This is a genomic window from Ruegeria sp. CH10, assembly GCF_056537125.1.
The window spans coordinates 1-18,904 of the sequence record NZ_JBQFQY010000007.1 but is presented as its reverse complement, the minus strand read 5'-3'; the positions used below and the strand labels follow the sequence as shown (position 1 = coordinate 18,904).

Annotated in this window: 17 protein-coding genes, 1 tRNA gene and 2 pseudogenes; 13 read left to right on the top strand and 7 right to left on the bottom strand. The window is 57.1% G+C overall.

The genetic code is table 11. The annotated features are described in order from the left end of the window. Positions 1 to 7: 7 nt before the first annotated feature. Positions 8 to 907: a LysR substrate-binding domain-containing protein gene (locus tag ACRZ94_RS17835; protein WP_480797967.1), complete on the top strand. Its 900-nt coding sequence runs from the start codon at positions 8 to 10 to the stop codon at positions 905 to 907. Positions 908 to 1,062: 155 nt separating this feature from the next. On the opposite strand, the gene ACRZ94_RS17830 is transcribed toward ACRZ94_RS17835, so the two are convergent. Next, complete coding sequence (locus ACRZ94_RS17830) at positions 1,063 to 2,220, bottom strand: acyl-CoA dehydrogenase family protein (protein ID WP_480655790.1); 1,158 nt, start codon at positions 2,218 to 2,220, stop codon at positions 1,063 to 1,065. Between the two features lie 107 nt (positions 2,221 to 2,327). Next, entirely contained in the window at positions 2,328 to 2,891 is a 564-nt protein-coding gene (locus ACRZ94_RS17825) for a TetR/AcrR family transcriptional regulator (RefSeq protein ID WP_480797966.1), read from the bottom strand. A gap of 246 nt (positions 2,892 to 3,137) precedes the next feature. On the opposite strand from ACRZ94_RS17825, the gene ACRZ94_RS17820 reads away from it, so the two are divergent. The 7 genes from ACRZ94_RS17820 (at position 3,138) to ACRZ94_RS17790 (ending at position 11,530) form a co-directional block, all read left to right on the top strand. Beyond that, complete coding sequence (locus ACRZ94_RS17820) at positions 3,138 to 3,602, top strand: nuclear transport factor 2 family protein (RefSeq protein WP_480797965.1); 465 nt, start codon at positions 3,138 to 3,140, stop codon at positions 3,600 to 3,602. 11 nt (positions 3,603 to 3,613) lie between these two features. Beyond that, positions 3,614 to 4,234, top strand: a complete 621-nt coding sequence (locus ACRZ94_RS17815) for a pyridoxamine 5'-phosphate oxidase family protein (protein ID WP_480655785.1) — start codon at positions 3,614 to 3,616, stop codon at positions 4,232 to 4,234. A 29-nt stretch (positions 4,235 to 4,263) separates the two neighbouring features. Then, complete coding sequence (locus ACRZ94_RS17810; RefSeq protein WP_480797964.1) at positions 4,264 to 4,425, top strand: hypothetical protein; 162 nt, start codon at positions 4,264 to 4,266, stop codon at positions 4,423 to 4,425. Positions 4,426 to 4,523: 98 nt separating this feature from the next. Beyond that, positions 4,524 to 7,001 carry a heavy metal translocating P-type ATPase gene (locus tag ACRZ94_RS17805; RefSeq protein WP_480797963.1) on the top strand — a complete coding sequence of 826 codons (2,478 nt, stop codon included), beginning with the start codon at positions 4,524 to 4,526 and terminating at the stop codon, positions 6,999 to 7,001. Beyond that, positions 6,998 to 7,387 (top strand): Cu(I)-responsive transcriptional regulator, encoded by a 390-nt coding sequence (gene cueR / locus ACRZ94_RS17800; RefSeq protein ID WP_480655780.1) that lies wholly within the window; start codon positions 6,998 to 7,000, stop codon positions 7,385 to 7,387. Before ACRZ94_RS17805 ends, cueR begins: the two co-directional genes overlap by 4 nt. 96 nt (positions 7,388 to 7,483) lie before the next feature. Then, positions 7,484 to 8,356 (top strand): NAD(P)-dependent oxidoreductase, encoded by an 873-nt coding sequence (locus tag ACRZ94_RS17795; protein WP_480797962.1) that lies wholly within the window; start codon positions 7,484 to 7,486, stop codon positions 8,354 to 8,356. Between the two features lie 108 nt (positions 8,357 to 8,464). Beyond that, positions 8,465 to 11,530 carry an aminotransferase class III-fold pyridoxal phosphate-dependent enzyme gene (locus ACRZ94_RS17790; RefSeq protein WP_480797961.1) on the top strand — a complete coding sequence of 1,022 codons (3,066 nt, stop codon included), beginning with the start codon at positions 8,465 to 8,467 and terminating at the stop codon, positions 11,528 to 11,530. A 49-nt stretch (positions 11,531 to 11,579) separates the two neighbouring features. On the opposite strand, the gene ACRZ94_RS17785 is transcribed toward ACRZ94_RS17790, so the two are convergent. Together ACRZ94_RS17785 and hemP are read right to left on the bottom strand one after the other, a co-directional pair. Next, positions 11,580 to 12,056, bottom strand: coding sequence for a hypothetical protein (locus tag ACRZ94_RS17785; RefSeq protein WP_480797960.1), 477 nt, complete (start codon positions 12,054 to 12,056; stop codon positions 11,580 to 11,582). Further along, the gene (hemP, locus tag ACRZ94_RS17780) at positions 12,053 to 12,220 is read right to left on the bottom strand and encodes a hemin uptake protein HemP (RefSeq protein ID WP_480655772.1); all 168 of its coding nucleotides are present in this window, start codon (positions 12,218 to 12,220) and stop codon (positions 12,053 to 12,055) included. The genes ACRZ94_RS17785 and hemP overlap by 4 nt, the downstream gene beginning before the upstream one ends. 225 nt (positions 12,221 to 12,445) lie before the next feature. Here hemP and gph point away from each other — a divergent pair, with 225 nt between their 5' ends. The 3 genes and pseudogenes from gph to ACRZ94_RS17765 all read left to right on the top strand — a co-directional run. Further along, entirely contained in the window at positions 12,446 to 13,120 is a 675-nt protein-coding gene (gene gph, locus ACRZ94_RS17775) for a phosphoglycolate phosphatase (RefSeq protein ID WP_480655770.1), read from the top strand. A 337-nt stretch (positions 13,121 to 13,457) separates the two neighbouring features. Further along, positions 13,458 to 13,559 (top strand): annotated as a pseudogene (locus ACRZ94_RS17770) (carboxymuconolactone decarboxylase family protein); the annotation flags it as partial. Between the two features lie 65 nt (positions 13,560 to 13,624). Then, positions 13,625 to 14,073 (top strand): annotated as a pseudogene (locus ACRZ94_RS17765) (transposase); the annotation flags it as partial. 126 nt (positions 14,074 to 14,199) lie between these two features. Here ACRZ94_RS17765 and ACRZ94_RS17760 read toward each other — a convergent pair. Beyond that, positions 14,200 to 15,567, bottom strand: coding sequence for a hypothetical protein (locus tag ACRZ94_RS17760; RefSeq protein ID WP_480655768.1), 1,368 nt, complete (start codon positions 15,565 to 15,567; stop codon positions 14,200 to 14,202). A 183-nt stretch (positions 15,568 to 15,750) separates the two neighbouring features. Then, a complete protein-coding gene (locus ACRZ94_RS17755) occupies positions 15,751 to 17,064 on the bottom strand; it encodes a pentapeptide repeat-containing protein (RefSeq protein ID WP_480797959.1) in 1,314 nt (437 codons plus the stop codon). Between the two features lie 292 nt (positions 17,065 to 17,356). Between ACRZ94_RS17755 and ACRZ94_RS17750 the strand changes: the two genes are divergently transcribed. After that, positions 17,357 to 17,950 carry a hypothetical protein gene (locus ACRZ94_RS17750; protein WP_480655764.1) on the top strand — a complete coding sequence of 198 codons (594 nt, stop codon included), beginning with the start codon at positions 17,357 to 17,359 and terminating at the stop codon, positions 17,948 to 17,950. Beyond that, positions 17,907 to 18,665 carry a hypothetical protein gene (locus ACRZ94_RS17745; RefSeq protein WP_480797958.1) on the top strand — a complete coding sequence of 253 codons (759 nt, stop codon included), beginning with the start codon at positions 17,907 to 17,909 and terminating at the stop codon, positions 18,663 to 18,665. Before ACRZ94_RS17750 ends, ACRZ94_RS17745 begins: the two co-directional genes overlap by 44 nt. A gap of 149 nt (positions 18,666 to 18,814) precedes the next feature. On the opposite strand, the gene ACRZ94_RS17740 is transcribed toward ACRZ94_RS17745, so the two are convergent. Beyond that, positions 18,815 to 18,891 (bottom strand) — tRNA-Met (locus tag ACRZ94_RS17740). Between the last annotated feature and the right edge of the window lie 13 nt (positions 18,892 to 18,904).

The following is an 18,904-nucleotide window of genomic DNA, read 5'->3' as shown; positions in this document are numbered from 1 at the left end:
TCATCATATGATAGCGCCCCGCCGGTTCCTGCCCTCGATCCCCTCGCTGCTGGCGCTTGAGGCCGTCGACCGCCTTGGCAGTGCATCTGCCGCCGCAGATGAGCTGTCGCTGACCCAAAGCGCGATCAGCCGACAGCTCAAGTCGATGGAAGAGCAATTGGGCGTCGACCTGATCCAACGCAGCCAGATGCGGCTGCACCTGACCCCCGCAGCCAAGGAATATGTCGCGGTCGCGCGAACGGCGCTGACCCAATTGGCGCAAGCCTCGCTCAAGCTCAAGGCCAATCCGACGGGGGGATCGCTCAACCTGTCCATCCTGCCCGCCTTTGGCATGCACTGGCTGGCCCCACGGCTTCAGGATTTCGCCCGCAGCCACCCCGAAGTGACCGTCAACCTGAACACGCGCCTAAAACCCTTTGACTTCGAAACCGAGCGTTTTGACGCCGCCATTCACTTTGGCCAGCGCGACTGGGCCGGGGTCAATTACCTGCCGGTCATGCGCGAAGAGGTCTTGCCCGTATGTGCTCCTGAACTGCGGCCAGACGAAGGCGAAAGCGTTGAATGGCTGCAGACGGCGCCCTTGCTGCATCTGGAAACCCGGCCCGATGCCTGGGAAAAATGGTTCGCGGCGCAAGGGAAAGAGGTCACGGGGGTAAGTGGTATGCTGTTTGACCAGTTCTCAACCATGGGTCAGGCGACGATCCATGGATTGGGCATTGCGCTGCTGCCCAGCTATCTGGTCGAAGCTGATCTGAAAGCAGGCCGGCTTGTGTCGGCATGGCCAGGCCCGAAAGTGAGCCTTGGAGATTTCTACCTTGTCTGGCCTCAATCCCGAGCGGAGTCCGAGCCGCTGAAGTCCTTTCGTTCTTGGTTGCAAGAACAAGTCAGCCAAGCAAACCGGCCTTAACCTCTCACAACAAACCTGCGCGGCCTTCGGCCTTGCGTCCTGCGGACGGCAGGGGGCCAGGCAGGCGCGGGCTGCGCCCGCGCCTGCCTGGCCCAACGGGAGGAGATGTTTCGCCAGAAACGTCGACGACGGGCGGGAGCGCCGCCGGGCCCTGGTCAGGTGTCGATTGACCGGGCGATCAGCTCTTTCATGATCTCATTCGTGCCGCCATAAATCATCTGGACCCGAGCATCGGCGTATAGGCGGGCAATGGGATATTCCATCATGAACCCATAACCACCAAACAGCTGAAGGCACTCATGCATGACTTCGTTCTGAACCTCTGATCCCCAGTATTTCACCATCGAAGCCGTCGACGCATCCAAATCACCTGCCTCCAGCCGTGCGACACAATCATTGACAAAGCTGCGTAGCACTTCGGCCTTGGTCTTGCATTCAGCCAGTTTGAAGCGGGTGTTCTGAAAATCCATCACGCGCTGCCCGAAAGCCTTCCGCTCTTGCGTGTATTTCACTGTCTCAGCGATGGCGAAATCAATCGCGCCCAGCGCGCCGATACCAATCGTCAGACGCTCCCACGGTAATTGCTTCATCATCTGATAAAAGCCCCGACCCTCCTCGGGCCCCAGGAGGTTCGTCATCGGCACTTTGACGTCTTCAAAGAACAGCTCGGCCGTGTCATTGGCCTTCATCCCCAGCTTTTTCAGGTTGCGCCCTTTGCGAAACCCATCAGCGCCATCGGTTTCGACTGCGATCAGAGAGACCCCTTTGGAGCCCTGCGTTTTATCCGTCTTGCACGCCACAAGGATCAAATCCGCCGACTGGCCATTGGTGATGAATATCTTGGACCCGTTCAAACGGTAAGAATTACCATCCTTATCCGCCGTTGTGCGAATGGATTGAACATCAGACCCGGTTCCCGGCTCGGTCATCGCCAAAGCCCCCACCATTTCACCCGAAGCCAAGCGCGGCAGCCATTTCTGCTTTTGATCTTCGCTGCCATAGGCGGTGATGTAGTGGATGACGATGGACTGGATCGCGTAACCCCATCCGCAATCCCCGTGCGAGGCTTGCGCGTACAACGTCACCGCATCAAACCCGATGCCGCCACCGACACCGCCATAAGCCTCGGGGATGGCTCCGGCCATCAACCCCATGTCGCCCGCCTTGCGCCACATGTCTCGGTCAACGGCCCCATTCTCGATCCAGCGTTCTACGTTGGGCACCAGTTCGTCTTCCATGAACCGGTCTGCCATCTCAGAAAACATCCGATGTTCTTCGGTCACCCAACTGGCGGTCGTGGTAAAGAGCGACATGCCGTATCCTCCCCTTGTCTCTTGAGAGCAAAGGTAGCTGGGCAAGCCGTCCAATCCAATGCGCGGGACGCTTTGCTACGCAACGTCTTTTTACCGATGAGACCTGATTAGGAGAGTGCTTTTTCCAGCAGGACATGAGCCGCCGCCTTTGCCCCCCGCGCCGAGTCACAGGATTTCAGAAAGACCGCAGCAACAATCGCGCCCTCTTGCAACAACACGATCTGGCACGCCAAAGCCTCAGGCTCGGGCGCGCCGGCCTTACGGGCAAGGTCGGTGAAATGATCCAGCATGATCTGCTTATGCTCAGCCGATTGTTTGTGGATCGGATGATCCTTGTCCTGATACTCTGCGCCGGCCTTGATGAACATACAGCCGCGAAAGTCAGTTTCGCTGAACCATTCGCCCAGCGCGTCAAAGCTGGCGATGATCTGACCTGCGGGCGTATCGGCAAGCTCATCCAAACGGGCCAGGAAATCGGCGCGAAAACTCTCATCCCGCAGTTTCAGCGCAGCAAGGATCAAGTCCTCTTTGGTGCGGAAATGCTTGTACATCGAGGTCTTGGAGACACCCGTCTCGACGACCAGCTTGTCCATCCCGGTGGCATGAAACCCATCGCGGTAAAACACCTGCAGGGCTTTTTCGACAAGCTCATCTCGTTTGTTGGGGCGCATATACGGGCTCCTAAGTGTACTGATCAGTACATAATTTGCAGCCACACAAAGTTCAAGCGCTAACAGTTTCAAAATAGGACTTGCAAAACCTTACCGATCTGTACACATTGATCTTAAGATGTACCGATCTGTTAACCTTTGGAGAAGTATGATGAGACGTCACGCCAGCCTGTTCGCCCCACAATACGTCCCGGTTCTTTTGACCCTTGCCATGATCGCAGCCGCCCTGACGTGAACGACCAAGTGATGAGCCGCCCTCCTCTGCCCCCATTCACGCAGGAAACCGCGACGCAAAAGGTTCGTATGGCTGAAAACGCCTGGAACAGCCGCGATGCGGATGTGGTCACCCCGGCCTATACCGAGGACAGCCAATGGCGGAACCGGGCCGAATTCCTGAGCGGTCACGCAGATATCCATGCGTTTCTGACACGCAAATGGAACAAGGAGCTGGACTATCGGCTGATCAAGGAACTCTGGGCTTTTTCAGGCAATCGGATCGCCGTGCGCTATGCCTATGAATGGCATGATGACAGCGGCCAGTGGTTCCGTTCCTACGGCAATGAGAACTGGGAATTTGCGGAAGATGGCCGGATGGCCATGCGGCATGCCTCATTGAACGACTTGCCGATTGCGGAAAGTGATCGCCTGTTTCACTGGCCCCAAGGCCCCCGCCCGGACGACCATCCCGGCCTGTCCGATCTGGGACTGTAAAAGGACACCCCATGCCGCGCGCCTTTTCCGAGCTGACCTTTACCCCGGCGGTCCTTGCACATCAGGGACGGATGGGATCAGCCAAAACCTACGCCAAGTTCATTGAGGGCGGGCCGCAGCAGGGCCATCAAATCGGTCCTGCCGAAAAAGCGTTTATCGAGGCGCGGGATGGCTTTTACCAATCCACTGTTTCGGAAACCGGTTGGCCCTATGTGCAATATCGCGGCGGGCCGGTCGGCTTTCTGAAGGTTCTGGGGCCGCAAACCATCGGTTACGCCGATTTGTCGGGCAATAAACAGTACATCTCGCGCGGGAATCTGGACGGCAATGACCGGGTTGCGATGATCCTGATGGATTACGCCAACCAGCGGCGTCTCAAGATTCTGGGGCGGGTGTCCTTCACCGAAGGTGAGGCCGCTGCGGCAAGCCTATACCCCGAGGGCGCGCAGGCCCCAGCCGAACGCGCCGCGATCATTCGGGTCGATGCTTTGGATTGGAACTGCCCCAGCCACATCACCCCGCGCTACACCGAGGCCGAACTGCGCCCGCATCTGAACGCGCTGGGTCAGCAATTAGCGCAGCTACAGGCCGAGAACGAAGAATTGAAACAACAACTGGCAAGACAGACCTGACCTCGCATCAGACAAAGGAAGCCCGATCCATGCTGCGTTCAGCACTCAACAAAGCCGCCCTGTATCTGATCGGCGCATTGCTGTTGATCTCGGGGCTGATGCTGTCATTCTTTGCCTCGCCCGAGGCGGTGCGCAGCACACCACCTGTTGCACAAGATTCTCTGCTGTTGGACCGGCTTTCGGACGATTAAGAGCGCAGGCGGAGATACAGAAATCTGCGATCCCCTCTTGACCTTCCCGTGACTGGAACCCTCATGTGGGAGGTGACAACCTCCACGGGATGAGTCGCATGGCCACGCCGCAAACAACTCAGTTGAAAATCACCGGTATGGGATGTGCGTCCTGCGTCGGACGGGTGGAAAGTGCGCTGCAGGCTGTGCCCGAAGTCTCAGACGCATCCGTGAATTTCGCGACGGACACTGCGCAGGTTACTTTTGAGGGGCCTGTCAGCGCTGTGACAGACGCGTTGACGCAAGCCGGTTATCCGGCGGCGACGCGGCAAACGACCTTGAAAGTCGACGGCATGAGCTGCGCCTCGTGCGTGTCGCGGTTGCAGCGCGCCTTGACGGCCAACCCGGCGGTGGTCGATGCGCAGGTCAATCTGGCGACCGAGACCGCGACTCTCACCTATCTCGACGGCGCAACAGACCCGCAGGCGCTGGCGAAACTATGCGCGGATGCAGGGTATCCGGCGCAGATCGCGGATGGCTCCGAGACCGCATCCGCGTCAACAAAGTCGGGCGAAGCACATGCGCTGACACGGGCCACCACATTCGCCGCGATACTGGCTCTGCCGGTTTTCGTGTTGGAGATGGGCGGCCATATGATCCCGGCTTTCCACCACTGGGTGCAGGCGACAATTGGCACGCAGACCAGTCACCTGATCCAATTCGCGCTCACCTCGGTCCTGCTGCTGGGGCCGGGGAGCGTGTTCTATGCCAAGGGCATCCCGTCCCTGCTGCGCGGATCGCCCGATATGAATGCGCTGGTGGCTTTGGGCACCGGCGCGGCCTACCTGTTTTCGGTCACGGCAACCTTTGCCCCGCAGATTCTGCCGCAGGGCAGTGCGAATGTGTATTTTGAGGCCGCCTCGGTCATCGTGGTTCTGATCCTGCTGGGCCGGGTGATGGAGGCGCGCGCCAAGGGCCGCACAGGTGCCGCGATCCGCAAGCTGGTTGGGTTGCAGCCCAAAACCGCGCGGGTCGAACAGAATGGGTCTTTCGTCGATCGTCCTATCGCAGAAATCACCGTTGGCAACATCCTGCAAATCCGCCCCGGTGAGCGTGTCCCGGTGGATGGCGACGTGCTGGACGGCACCTCTTATGTCGATGAAAGCATGATCACGGGCGAGCCTGTTCCGGTCGGCAAGGCGCAGGGTGATCAGGTTGTGGGCGGCACTGTCAACGGAACCGGCGCGCTGCGTGTCCGGGCGACGCGCGTCGGGGCAGATACCGTTCTGGCGCAGGTTATTCGCATGGTTGAGCAGGCACAGGGGGCCAAGCTACCGATTCAGGGGCTGGTCGACCGGATCACCGCCTGGTTCGTTCCTGCCGTGATGGCGGTGGCCGTGCTGACCATTGCGGTCTGGCTGATCTTTGGCCCGGCCCCGGCCCTGCCGATGGCGCTGGTGACCGGTGTGTCCGTTCTGATCATCGCCTGCCCCTGCGCCATGGGGCTGGCTACACCAACCTCGATCATGGTCGGCACAGGACGTGCGGCAGAGTTGGGCGTGCTGTTCCGCAAAGGCGATGCCTTGCAGCAGTTGCAACAGGCCAGGGTGATCGCGCTGGACAAGACCGGGACACTCACACTTGGGCGGCCCGAGCTGGAGAGTATCACGCCAGTGAACGGGTTTGACCGTGACACCGTTCTGCGGCTGGCCGCCGCGGTTGAATCCCAATCCGAGCACCCGATTGCCACGGCGGTCACCCGCGCGGGGCCGGCGGACCTGCCGCCCTTGTCCGCGTTCCAATCGATGACCGGGCTGGGTGTTCGCGCGACGGTCGAGGGCCACGACGTGCTGATCGGGTCCCCGCGCCTGATGGCGCAGAACGGTATCGATCTGTCCGACCTGACCGCCGAGGCCGATCACCGCGCCAGCGAAGGGGCAACGCCGCTGTTTGCTGCCATTGACGGACAGGCCGCGGGTTTGCTGTCGGTTTCGGACCCGATCAAACCCGGCACCAAACAAGCGTTGGAACGGTTGCATGCGGCCGGTGTCACGCTGGCGATGGTGACCGGAGACAACGCACGCACCGCACAGGCGCTGGCCAACCGTCTGGGTATCGACCACGTCACGGCCGAGGTTCTGCCGGATGGCAAACTGGCCGCAATCACCGCGCTGCGCGAGCAGCACGGAACGCTTGCCTTTGTCGGGGACGGGATCAACGATGCCCCTGCTCTGGCGGCGGCGGATATCGGGGTGGCCATTGGCACCGGCACTGATGTGGCGATTGAGACGGCGGATGTGGTGCTGATGTCCGGCGACCTGCGCGGCGTGGCCAATGCGGTCGAGATCAGCCGCCGCACCATGCGCAACATCCGCCAGAATCTCGGCTGGGCCTTCGGCTACAACATCCTGCTGATCCCGGTGGCCGCCGGGGTTCTGTACCCGTTCAGCGGCCACCTTCTGTCCCCTGCCCTGGCTGCCGGGGCGATGGCCTTGTCGAGCGTCTTTGTCGTCTCGAACGCGCTGCGCCTGCGCCGCGTCCGCGCCAGCCTGCCCGAGGTGCCACAGGATCACAGCACGCAAAAGGTGACGCCATGAATATCGGAGAAGTTGCCACTCAAACCGGCCTGCCCGCCAAAACGATCCGCTACTACGAGGATATCGGCCTGATCAAACCGCTGCGCGACAACAACGGGTACCGCCAGTTTCGCACGCAGGATGTGCATAAGCTGAATTTTCTGGGTCGCGCCCGCGCCCTGGGCTTCACCATCGAAGACTGCCGCACCCTGCTGGCGCTTTACGAAGACGAAAGCCGCGCCAGTGCCGATGTGAAGAAAGTGGCACGCGATCATCTGGCGCAGATCGAGGCCAAGATCGCCGATCTCAATGCAATGCGCGACACGCTGGGCCATCTGATCGACGCCTGCGCGGGCGATGGCCGCCCCGATTGCCCGATCCTGCAGGATTTGGGCGGCAAAGCCTGACGCGGGGTTGCTCTTTGTGCGCAGCTTTGCTTTGTCTCTGCCTGACAATCCGGCCCGCCGAACAGTAAGGGACCGGACAGCAGAGAGGATCACCAAATGGCAAAAGTTACGTTTCTGGGCCTGGGCGTCATGGGCTACCCAATGGCAGGACACCTGCAGGCGGCCGGTCATGAGGTGACCGTATACAACCGCACTGCTGCCAAGGCCGAAGCGTGGGTTGCCCAGCATGGCGGCGCGATGGCGGCCACCCCGAAAGAGGCGGCTCAGGGCGCGGGATTTGTCATGGCCTGCGTTGGCAATGACGACGACCTGCGGATGGTCTGCACCGGCGCGGATGGCGCGTTTCACGGCATGGCCGAGGGTACAACCTTTGTCGATCACACCACCGTGTCGGCGAAAGTGACCCGTGAATTGTATGAGGCGGGTCAAAGCCAAGGGATCGCCTTTGTCGATGCCCCGATCTCGGGCGGTCAGGCCGGGGCTGAGAACGGCGTGTTGTCGATCATGTGCGGTGGGGACCTGACGGCTTATGACGCGGCTGAACCGATCATGCAGGTCTATTCCAAGATCTGCCGCCGGATCGGCGACAGTGGCGCGGGCCAGATGACCAAGATGTGCAACCAGATTGCCATTGCCGGTCTGGTGCAGGGCCTCAGCGAAGCGCTGCATTTTGCCGAGAAAGCCGGGCTGGACGGGCGCGCGGTCGTTGAGGTGATCAGTCAGGGTGCGGCTGGCAGCTGGCAGATGGCGAACCGGTATGAAACCATGCTGGATGATCATTTCGATCACGGCTTTGCCGTTGACTGGATGCGCAAGGATCTGGGCATTTGTCTGGATACGGCGGATGAGACCGGAGCGTCGCTGCCGGTGACGGCTTTGGTCGATCAGTTCTACAAAGATGTGCAGAAGCTGGGCGGCGGACGATGGGATACCTCTTCGCTGATCAAGCGGTTGCGCGCTTTGGGGTAACGGGTCAGGGGGGCTGTCTGCCCCCCATCGCGCCTTGGGCGCGATTCCCCCCGAGGATATTTTTAGACAGATGAAGGGGATCCCGTTGGAAGAGGGATTGGACATCGCATGAGCGGCATGGCGGATTTCTGGGCGGGTGCCCTGCGCAACCACTGGGGGCTGGAGGCCAAGCTATCGCGGCTGGATGGTGAGTATGATCTGAATTTCATGGTGCGGGCCACGAATGGTCAGGACTATGTGCTGAAGGTCATGCGCGCGGGGTGCGAGGCGGAATTCGTTGATCTGCAGGTGAAGGCGCTGGCGCATCTGGCGAGCGCCGCACCGGGTCTGCCGTTTCCGCAGGTGTTTGCGGATTTGAACGGAGAGCTGCTGCCTGAAATCGCGGATCAGCAGGGTCAGACGCACCTGGTCTGGTTGTTGGAGTGCTTGCCGGGGCAATGCTATGCCAAGGCCGCGCCGAAATCTGAGGAATTGATCCTGAAACTGGGGCGTGTTCTGGGGGCGACGGACAAGGCGCTGGAGCGGTTCACCCATGACGGGCTGCATCGGGCGGATTTCAAATGGGACATTTTGCAAGCCGGTTGGATCACGGACCGCTTGGACGCGATTGCCGACCCTGCGCGGCGGGCGCTTTTGGCTGACATTTGCGATGGGTTCCGTGCGATTTCAGAACGGCTTGAGGGGCTGCCCAAACAGGCCATCCACAATGACGCCAATGACTACAATGTTCTGGTCGAAGGTGAGCTGGGGCAGCGTCAGACCGTCTCGGGCCTGATTGATCTGGGGGATATGTGTGCCTCTCCGCGCGTTTGTGATCTGGCGATTTGTGGGGCGTATATCGTTCTGGATCATCCCAAGCCGGAACGTGCTTTGGCCGCGCTGGTGCGGGGCTATCACGCGGCCAACCGGCTGCGCGCGGATGAGGTTGATCTGATCTGGCCACTGCTGCGGATGCGGTTGGCGGTGTCGGTGGTGAACTCGACCCTGATGGCGGCTGACAACCCCGATGACCCCTATGTGACGATCAGTCAGGCCCCGGCCTGGCGGTTCCTTGAAAACGCGGACGTCAATGGCAGCCTGATGGCGGCCCGGCTGCGCGCGGCCTGCGGTCTGCCTGTCACCGATGGGGCCGAGCGTATCCATGCCTATCTGTCCGAGCATCGCGGCCAATTCGCCCCGATGTTTGGCCAGGACCTGAGCGATGTTCTCATGGGCTCATTGTCTGTTGAGAACTCTGTCTGGCCCCAGAACCCGTTTCATATGCCCCTCGAAGAAGCCGCCCGCGTGGGTGAGGAATTTGGCGAGGGCCTATGGCTGGGCTACTACAACGAACCCCGCCTGATTTACGCCGAGCCCGGGTTCCGCAAGGGCCCTTGGAAGGCCTCTGACCGGCGCACCGTGCATCTGGCCGTAGATGTGTTTGCCCCTGCTGGCACCGTGCTGCACGCGCCGATGAGCGGTCGGGTTGAAGCCATCGAGAACCGGGATGCGCATCTGGATTATGGCGGCGTGGTGATCCTGCACCACGAAACCCCCGAGGGCGATCCGTTCTATACGCTCTATGGTCATCTGGACCCCGAGGTCTGCGACCGGCTGAAACCGGGCGACCCGGTGGCACAGGGGGCCGCCTTTGCGCAGCTGGGGGATGCCAGTCAAAATGGCGGCTGGGCCCCGCATGTCCATTTCCAGCTGGCCCTGACCACCGACGGGATGCAAAACGACTGGCCCGGCGTGGGCGACCCGGATGAGATGGAGCTGTGGCATGCGGTTTGCCCCAACCCGGCGGCTCTGCTGAACCTGCCCGATGACAAGGTGTTTTATCAGCCGACCGACAAACACGCGATCCTGCAGGGGCGGCAAGACCATTTCGGCGGCAATCTCAGTCTGACCTACGATGATCCGGTGATGCTGGTGCGGGGGTGGAAACATCACCTGTTTGACGAATGGGGGCGGCCTTATCTGGACGCCTATAACAACGTTCCTCATGTGGGCCACGCGCATCCGCGCATTCAGGCTGTGGCGGCGGATCAGTTGAAACGGATGAATTCAAACACCCGCTATCTGCACCCGGCGCAAACCGCTTTTGCAGATAAGATTCTGTCGAAACTGCCGGATCATCTGGAGGTCTGTTTCTTCGTCAATTCCGGCACTGAGGCGAATGAGCTGGCGCTGCGGCTGGCCCGCGCACATACCGGGGCCATGGGGATCGTAACCCCGGATCACGGCTATCACGGGAATACGAACGCAGCCGTTGCGATCTCGGCCTACAAGTTCAACAAGCCCGGCGGGGTAGGTCAGGCCGATTGGGTCGAACTGGTTGAGGTGGCCGACGATTATCGCGGATCGTTCAGGCGCGACGATCCCGACCGCGCCACAAAATTCGCGAATTTTGTGGACCCTGCGATTGCCGCCTTGCAAGACAAAGGGCACGGTGTCGCCGGTTTCATCGCCGAGACCTTCCCCTCGGTCGGGGGGCAGATCATCCCGCCCAAGGGCTATCTGCCGGCGGTTTACGAGAAAATCCGTGCCGCGGGCGGTGTCTGTATCGCCGATGAAGTGCAGACCGGGCTTGGGCGTCTGGGCGAATATTACTTCGGTTTTGAACACCAGGGCGCGCTGCCGGACATCGTTGTCATGGGCAAACCCATCGGCAACGGGCACCCCCTGGGCGTGCTTGTCACCACCGAGGACATCGCCCGCAGCTTTGACAACGGGATTGAGTTCTTTTCGACCTTCGGCGGATCAACCCTGTCCTGCCGGATCGGGAAAGAGGTTCTGGACATCGTCGATGACGAAGGGCTGCAGGACAACGCCCGCACCATGGGGGCCCGCCTGATGGACGGACTGCGCAAGATCGAGGCCGATTTCGGCTGCGTCGGCGATGTGCGCGGTATGGGCCTGTTCCTGGGTGTCGAACTGATCAACCCGGACGGGTCCGAGGGCACCGAGATCTGCAAATACGTCAAGAACCGGATGCGGGATCATCGTATCCTGATCGGCAGCGAAGGGCCCAGAGACAATATCCTGAAAATCCGCCCGCCTCTGACGATCGAGGCCGAAGATGTGGACATGATCCTGTGGGCGTTGCGCGATGTGCTGTCCGAGGTGGGTGATTTTGCCCCGGTGCCGGTCTGCGACCATGATCACCATCACGCCGGTTGCGGATGCTGCTGATAAAAAACCCCGGCACGAGGGGGGCCGGGGTTTAGCGCTTGCCTGCTGCTTAATGCAGCACGGCTGCGGGGGGTCGGTGTCCGGTGCTGGGCATCGGGACAGAGGCCGTCATACGGCGCAGGGTCAGCCCAAGTTCTTCGGACAATGAGGTCAGCGCGGGCGCAAAGTCCGCCCGTACGATCAACGAAGCCATCATCATGGCGTCTTCGCGCGCACCCTCTGAGGCTGCAGCGATCATCTGCGCAAAGCAATTCTCATCCGCACCCAGGCACGCACATCCCAACCCATGACGGATCAAGGGACGTCGACCGTGATGCGCACAAAGCGTGCACAGCCGATCCAGCGTTAGCATCGCAGCGCGCCCGCTTTCCAGGCCAAGCGCGATCTCAAAGTCGCTGGCGGCATCTGCGCGGCCCTGCGCGCCTTCGCCCCATAGCCGCAAATACATTACGGCACCTGCCTCAACAGGGCTTAGGTCTGCAAGTCGGCCAACGGCTGCACCGCCACGGGGCGAGGACCTGCTCATTTCGTCAAGATCAACTTACCGGCGCGGGTGATGCGCAGCGTATACAGCTGGTCACCCAACTCGATATGGGCCAGGTTTCCACCCTTGGTCAGATCTTCTGCCTTGTGCGAGGGCAGCATGGAGACGGCATAGGTTTGGCTGGTATCTGTGTTTTGCATGTTCATCGGGACAACTCCAAAGGGTCTCGAGCGAAATACCTGAATCTGTTCGCGTTTTTTTTCGTCACATGGCTGACCCGACCGGGGTTGGCTGTCGTCTTGGCCTGTAATCTGATTAATTTAGTCAGGTATGTCAAGACCTGTTCGAGCAGATTCACCAAAGCGCTGTTATTTCGTGAAAATATCCGGCAGATTGCCGCAAAACCCTATCGCAACCCCCATGAGGCCCCCATGAGCGCAACCATCATGTTCGATCTGGACGGAACACTGGTAGACAGCATTGCCGATCTGGCCGCCGCCGCGAACAGAATGCTAGAGGATCAAAAGGTAGCACCCCTACCCCTGTCTCAGATTCAGCAGTTTGTGGGCAACGGCCTGCCAAAGCTGGTTGAGCGGGTGATTTTACATTGCACCCTGCCATTGGAAAAGCATGTCGAGCTGACACAGCAAACGCTGACCCACTACAACAACGCCGCCAGCGATCAAACGGTTGTTTATCCCAGCGTGATTGAGGCGCTTGAGCAGCTACGCGACATGGGCTGCGCGATGGGCGTTTGCACCAACAAGCCCGAAGCCCCCGCGCGCCATATTCTTGAGGCTCTGGGCCTTTCGCAATACTTCGATGCCGTTCTTGGCGGTGACAGCGTAACCAACCGCAAACCGGATCCGCGCCACCTGCAAGCCAGCTTTGCCGCTGTCCCCCAAACCGGCCCGTTCCTTTTTGTTGGAGACAGCGAAGTGGACGCGGAAACCGCGCTGCGGGCAGAAGTCCCATTTCTTCTGTTTACCGAAGGGTACCGTAAGTCGCCAATCACCGAGATTCCGCACACAGCCACCTATGACGCTGCTTCGGAATTGCCCGGGATCGTTACCGATGTATTGCTATCTCTGGGGAAAAGCGCATAGCGCAGCATGCATACCATCCCGTTAATGAGGGGCCGGCCGAGGGGGTAAGTAGCCAGCCCCCCACAGGGGAAAAGTGGTATCGTCCGAGTATTCCGTTCGATAAGTTACGGTTAACGGAACCTGATTTCTTTCGATACTGGGGGTTTCCCGTAGAGCTGATTAGAGCTCTGAAATCACGGACTATTTTTGTCGAAAAAATTGAACCCGACCCCAAGTAACAGGCGATTTCCACCTCAACTCCGCCCGTCACATTTTTGCCAACTTAAAACAGCATCCAAACCCTATGCGTTTTTTCTTTTATCTCGCCCAATTTCTTGCCCCCATCATTGGCCTTGTCGGCATTGGCATGATCGTCATCGGTGCCAAGACGCGGTCGATGATGAACCTGTCGATGATCGGTGCCTTGGGGAAAATGCACGAATGGGAACTTCATTGCAGATGACCTGCTCCCCTGAAATGCCCTCGATTTGAGATTAGCCTGTTCTCCAACTGAGGAGACAGACGATGAAGAGAAGCCGTTTCAGCGAAGAGCAGATCATTGGCATTCCGATGGATCACCAGGCTGGGCTTGGCGCGAAGGAGTTGTGCCGCAAGCATGGGATCAGCGATGCGACCTTCTACAAGTGGCGATCCAAGTATGGCGGCATGGAGGTTTCCGACGCTCGGTGGCTGAAGACGCTGGAATCTGAGAACGCCAAACTGAAGAAGATGCTGGCTGAGCAGATGATGGACGTGGCGATGCTGAAAGAGATGCTCGGAAAAAACTTCTGAAGCCCGGTTCGAGGAGGAATGCTGTGAACTGGGCGATGAAGACCAAGGGCTACAATCAACGACGCGCCTGCGCGCTGGCCGGGATCGATCCGCGTGTGTCTCGGCGCACGTCGAAGCGCCCTGCCGACACGGAACTGCGCACAAGGATGAAAGAACTGGCCTCTGAGCGGCGTCGGTTAGGATAGCCGTCCGAGGTGACCGCTGCGAGCGCACTCGGCTGATCACAGCCCAAAACAGTCGGTCACTGATTGCCTGAACGATCCTCAAACGGTTCTTGTCAAAGAGCTAGGTATTTTTCTGCGAGGATTTTACGAGATAGAATTCAACAACAAAGCTCGTGCGAATCTAAAGCCGTTTTCCAATGCGACGTCGATTTCCTGCAATAGATCCTTGTCACTTTCCTTTTTTGCTCCGTGGATTAAAGCGCTGCGAACTTTGTAAAAGTGTCTGAAGGCCTCTTCTGTCTTCGCGATCTCAGCGTCACTGCCACCCAATGCTCTCGAAACCTTCTTACTCAATTGTTTGCTACGTGTACTTTCTTCTGGATAAAAACGTTCAAAGATGATCGCTAGATCAAGTATTCGATCTTCTTTCGCGTATCTGCCAAATGTTCGTTGCGCTTCAGCGAGCCGGTGGATGAGCGGGGCGACAGTCGGGTATTCTGTTTCGCTCTTTCTCGAGAACAAGTTTACCGCTTCTAGAATCAGGTCAACATCTGCCGCCTTACGTTTTTGGAATGGGTCGTGAAAGTTCCCAACAAATTCGCCAGCGCGAGGCGATGTCACCTTTTGATCTTGCCCTAATAGTTGCGTGCTAGACTTGTGAACGGTACCCGGAAAATCGTAAACCCAAGTAATCGCGCACCGTAAAACAACCGACAAAAGTTCCGCAAATTCGGCGCTTTTGCGATGAAACAAAGGAGGCACATCCCTCGGAGGTCTGTCGGGGATGCGAGCATTTACATGGCGGATTTCGGGCTGCCAGCGGAATGGTGATGCAAAGCCAAAAAACAAATCTAGATTCCGTGCCTCTACTTGATCCGGCGCTCGATTTCGAAACCATTCTGGCTCAATGTAGTCACGCAATTCAGCGAAGGGCGCGATAAAGAAGCCATTGCCTAGCTCGATCTTATGCGGAACTTCTACGCCGTAAAACAGATCGACATCCAAGCCCAAGTCGAAATCACTACTCAAGGGCGAGGTCGCATGTCGCGACGCAAGCGACAGTAAAGAATTTAACTCCTGGACAGTGTTCAGGAATTTTTTGTTGGATCGGTAATATTGTCGAGCCATCACCCCAGAAATGAGTTGGGCGACGTCAGTGTAGGTGCTGCCGTTCAAAATTCCAACATGAACAACTTCAGGTCCAAGCTGCATCCTGAGTATCGAAGCAAATGCTGGGTGGATGCGCAGAAGAGATCTTACCGGTGCAAGCGCCTCCACTAGCGGCTTGTAGTATCGCCTTTGATCGCACTGTTTGGCGGTCAATGCATCATTGTAGACTTGGTAGTAGGCCTCTGTCGGAAATGGAGTTTCGTCCTTTCCATTGAAGGTACACTGCACCGGATACCCATTGGTTTCCCAATAATCTCGCAAGAAACTGTCTTGGACTTTTGCAAGTCTGCTCAAAGCATTGGACAGTCGGATTTCCCAATCTGAGGCATCAAAATTTTTCATATCTTACAAAAAATATAGGATCAATTGGATGAAACAACTCTGCTTTGTTTCAACTTAGTCGTTGGTACCGAGTGTGCAATGTACTTTGTGGATCGCCCCCATAACAGTCCTTCGCTGCATAAGTATTCAGTGGTGGCACTGAACCCATTGCCGCCATCGATCGTGCTTTCGGACTTTGCTCATCTACCAGTACGGCCACTTCTTCATACCCAACGATTCCAGGTGGTTCTCAAACAAAAAAGAGGTCGACATATCTGACGAAGCCCAAGGGGCCCAGTTTTGGAAACCGGTTGCGTCTACTTCCTGCGTTTCCGCAACTTCTGCTGCATCAAGAGGGTTCTCTGAGCTTGCCAACCGCCGCGTAACTACGTTCGAGTGCTTGCCGGGATCCGGCATTTGCATGCGTAACGTGACAGAAACCTGCGTGTCCTGAGTCCCGAATGTTGTAGGAAGTGTTGCCTTCGTCCCAAGAAAGTGCAGTGCTGAAATATCTGCCTTTATGAAAGATGCGCCCCTGATATTGCCGAGATTAATACTACTGACAAACTGATGTGGTGGCGCTTCCGGGCGGTTGATTATCGCCACATCAAACCGTACGCCAACAAGATTTGTCTTTTTGAATGAAGCAAATTTAAGAAGCGTATCTATGAAGCGACATCCCTCAAACACTCCACCATCAAGAAAGCTTGCTTCAAATCGGCTACCGCTAAAATCTGATGCCCAAAAATACCCTTCCTGAAAATTGACTCCATCAAAGTCACACTTCCGCAAATCCAGTCGCCATTTACCGGTGTCAACTTTCACAGCTGTTCTGTGAACTCGGCCAATAACGTCAACTGCTCTCTGCAAATCTAACCGAGGCGTTTTTCTGTCAAAGGGCGGCTCCGTAAAAATTAAATTTTTGGCCGGGAATGTCCCTCTAACGTAAGCGGCAACAATTTTGACAATACGTGGCGCAGCTTCAGGCCTCTCAGCGACCAAGCCTTCAAGAGTATCTAAAGCAGCAGCCCTCGTCACCAAGTCGTCAACCCACTCATTAACGACAATCTGTTGACCTTCGCCATCATTCTGAACATGAGAAATCTCGTGGCGTGCCGTTAAGCCTTGCTGAGCGGCGCTGATTTTTTCGTTGAAGAGCGATTCTTCCGCGACCGCAACCTGTTTCGAAGCGACAATTGTGCGCCAAATGATGAAGGGCGCACCGATCAGTGCGGCGAGGACAAGACCAATGTTGCGTATAGCAGATCCATCCGCGTCGTTCTTGTAGGGACCGACCCTTAAGCTCGCCTGAAAAAAATCCGCAAGTACCACAAGAACAGATACAACCAAAAGGAGTACAAACAAAAGCAACAAGCTGCCCAGCACTCTCCCCAATGGCTTAGCGTTGGCATAGTTTGGAGAACTGGTAAAACCCAACCAGTCTCTAAGGCTCATTGGAGTGTTGTGTTTAGAAATCATGGGCATTAAATCGAACAATTTCAGAGTTTTCAGGCACAATAATCTCGCCTGCATTTTGTTGCTTTACACTGATCTCTTGACCGCAATTTTTCAACCGTGATTGTTTTTAAAGCATCAAACGCGCCAAACGAGCCCTGAGCTGTCATTGCCACACCAACTGGATGCTACGGATGCATTTGGCGGGTCGCAACCCACAGCGGACATTGCCTATCGGCACTTCTTGGGCCGTCTGTCGGACGATCTAGCAACAACATAACGAAATGAACCCTCGACCAACGCAGGCATTTAGAGCAATCTGTTTTCGATACTTAAGTCTTTAAGGAAAGTACTTTTGCAGGAAACCATACCTCAACTTGAGGAAGAGCTAGAGACCCTCGTAAGCAGGTTCGTTGAGAACGCCACAAGGGCCCGAGCTCCGGCCATGGGCGAGATTACCAGGCATCGTCTATTTGAAGGGCACAATTCGGCCATCGTTCGGCCCAATGGCGAGGAGGATGAAACCGAGATTCGAGAGTTTTCTGCTGAATCTGAAATCCCCAGCAAGACCGTACTGTATGCCAACCTCGACGAAATTCTCCAGTGTTTTCTCCCCGTTGCAGAGGCGATGGCATCTGACCACGAGAAGATGTTCTTTGAGGTCATGCAAGAAACCACAAAGAAGACCGGAAACGTCGTGGACGGAGGCGGGCAACCGCTTTCTCACGAAATGATCTTGGAAGTTCTGGAAACCATACAGATTGATTTCGACGCAGACGGGAACCCAAGGATGCCAACGATGATGATTAGCCCAGCCATGGAGCCGCGAATTAAGGAACTAATTGATGACCCCGCGGCAAAAAACTTTGAGAAGGAACAACAAAAGATAATTGAAAAGAAGAGGCTTGAGTGGCGTGATCGAGAAGCTAATCGAACATTGGTTGGATAGCATAGGAGAGCGTGGCTATCAGTCGGCGTTCCTGCAAATGCTGGTAGGCGAGGGTCATACAATTGTTCATTCAACCCGCCACACGCCGATAGAATTTGGGAAAGACGTAATAACAATCGACTCTGATGGGACGCCTTGTGCGTATCAGCTAAAAGGTAATCCTGGATCACGGCTGACATTAAGTCAGTTTCGGGACATCAAACCACAACTTACAGAGCTTGTTGAGCAACCAATCGTCTATGCCGGAGTTCCAGATTCACCCCACAAATGCGTGTTGGTGACAAATGGTGAAGTTGAGGAAGAAGTTCAAAGAGCCATTGACGATATGAACCGTGACCTAGAGCGTCGTGGCTTTCATCCCAACCAGCGGTTGGAAATAGTGTCTAGGGGACAAATGCTGGCTTGGGCAATCGAGCACTCTGGGGACTTTTGGCCGAATGACTTCTCTGTACATGAAAACCTTATCCGTATGTACAACGTGGACGGGAGAGATCAGCCTGACATGGAGTTGCTGTCGAGTTCCCTCGATGCAATTTTGGCCATTTCTAAGAAAAGACCGAAAACGAAGAAGCCAGCATTCGTTCGCTCGATGGTTTCGGCTTCATTATTCATTTCGTTTGCGATCAGAAACTACATTCGTGCTTCCAACCACAACGCGGTAGTCGCTGCCTGGGTTTCGCTACTAGGTATGTATGCCTGTGCTCTTGATCGATAGATGCCTATGCCGGAAGACGCCAATTTGGGGGTCAGATGCAACGCTTACTATTTTCCTCGTCACCCTTCAGGTTATGAGCCTGACGAGGTTTGATCGTCGAGCAAACAGTCCAGTGGACTGTTTGTAGATCGAACGGGCTGTTTGGATTTTGGTTGCGGGGAGAGGATTTGAACCTCTGACCTTCAGGTTATGAGCCTGACGAGCTACCGGACTGCTCCACCCCGCGCCAGGTGTTCTTT

Bases quoted from the DNA above. Each gene is read 5' to 3' on its own strand.
- cueR (WP_480655780.1), top strand. From the start codon at position 6,998: ATGAATATCGGAGAAGTTGCCACTCAAACCGGCCTGCCCGCCAAAACG.
- ACRZ94_RS17795 (WP_480797962.1), top strand. From the start codon at position 7,484: ATGGCAAAAGTTACGTTTCTGGGCCTGGGCGTCATGGGCTACCCAATG.
- ACRZ94_RS17820 (WP_480797965.1), top strand. From the start codon at position 3,138: ATGAGCCGCCCTCCTCTGCCCCCATTCACGCAGGAAACCGCGACGCAA.
- ACRZ94_RS17760 (WP_480655768.1), bottom strand. From the start codon at position 15,567: ATGAAAAATTTTGATGCCTCAGATTGGGAAATCCGACTGTCCAATGCT.
- ACRZ94_RS17825 (WP_480797966.1), bottom strand. From the start codon at position 2,891: ATGCGCCCCAACAAACGAGATGAGCTTGTCGAAAAAGCCCTGCAGGTG.
- ACRZ94_RS17805 (WP_480797963.1), top strand. From the start codon at position 4,524: ATGGCCACGCCGCAAACAACTCAGTTGAAAATCACCGGTATGGGATGT.
- gph (WP_480655770.1), top strand. From the start codon at position 12,446: ATGAGCGCAACCATCATGTTCGATCTGGACGGAACACTGGTAGACAGC.
- hemP (WP_480655772.1), bottom strand. From the start codon at position 12,220: ATGAACATGCAAAACACAGATACCAGCCAAACCTATGCCGTCTCCATG.
- ACRZ94_RS17790 (WP_480797961.1), top strand. From the start codon at position 8,465: ATGAGCGGCATGGCGGATTTCTGGGCGGGTGCCCTGCGCAACCACTGG.
- ACRZ94_RS17785 (WP_480797960.1), bottom strand. From the start codon at position 12,056: ATGAGCAGGTCCTCGCCCCGTGGCGGTGCAGCCGTTGGCCGACTTGCA.
- ACRZ94_RS17830 (WP_480655790.1), bottom strand. From the start codon at position 2,220: ATGTCGCTCTTTACCACGACCGCCAGTTGGGTGACCGAAGAACATCGG.
- ACRZ94_RS17835 (WP_480797967.1), top strand. From the start codon at position 8: ATGATAGCGCCCCGCCGGTTCCTGCCCTCGATCCCCTCGCTGCTGGCG.
- ACRZ94_RS17815 (WP_480655785.1), top strand. From the start codon at position 3,614: ATGCCGCGCGCCTTTTCCGAGCTGACCTTTACCCCGGCGGTCCTTGCA.
- ACRZ94_RS17810 (WP_480797964.1), top strand. From the start codon at position 4,264: ATGCTGCGTTCAGCACTCAACAAAGCCGCCCTGTATCTGATCGGCGCA.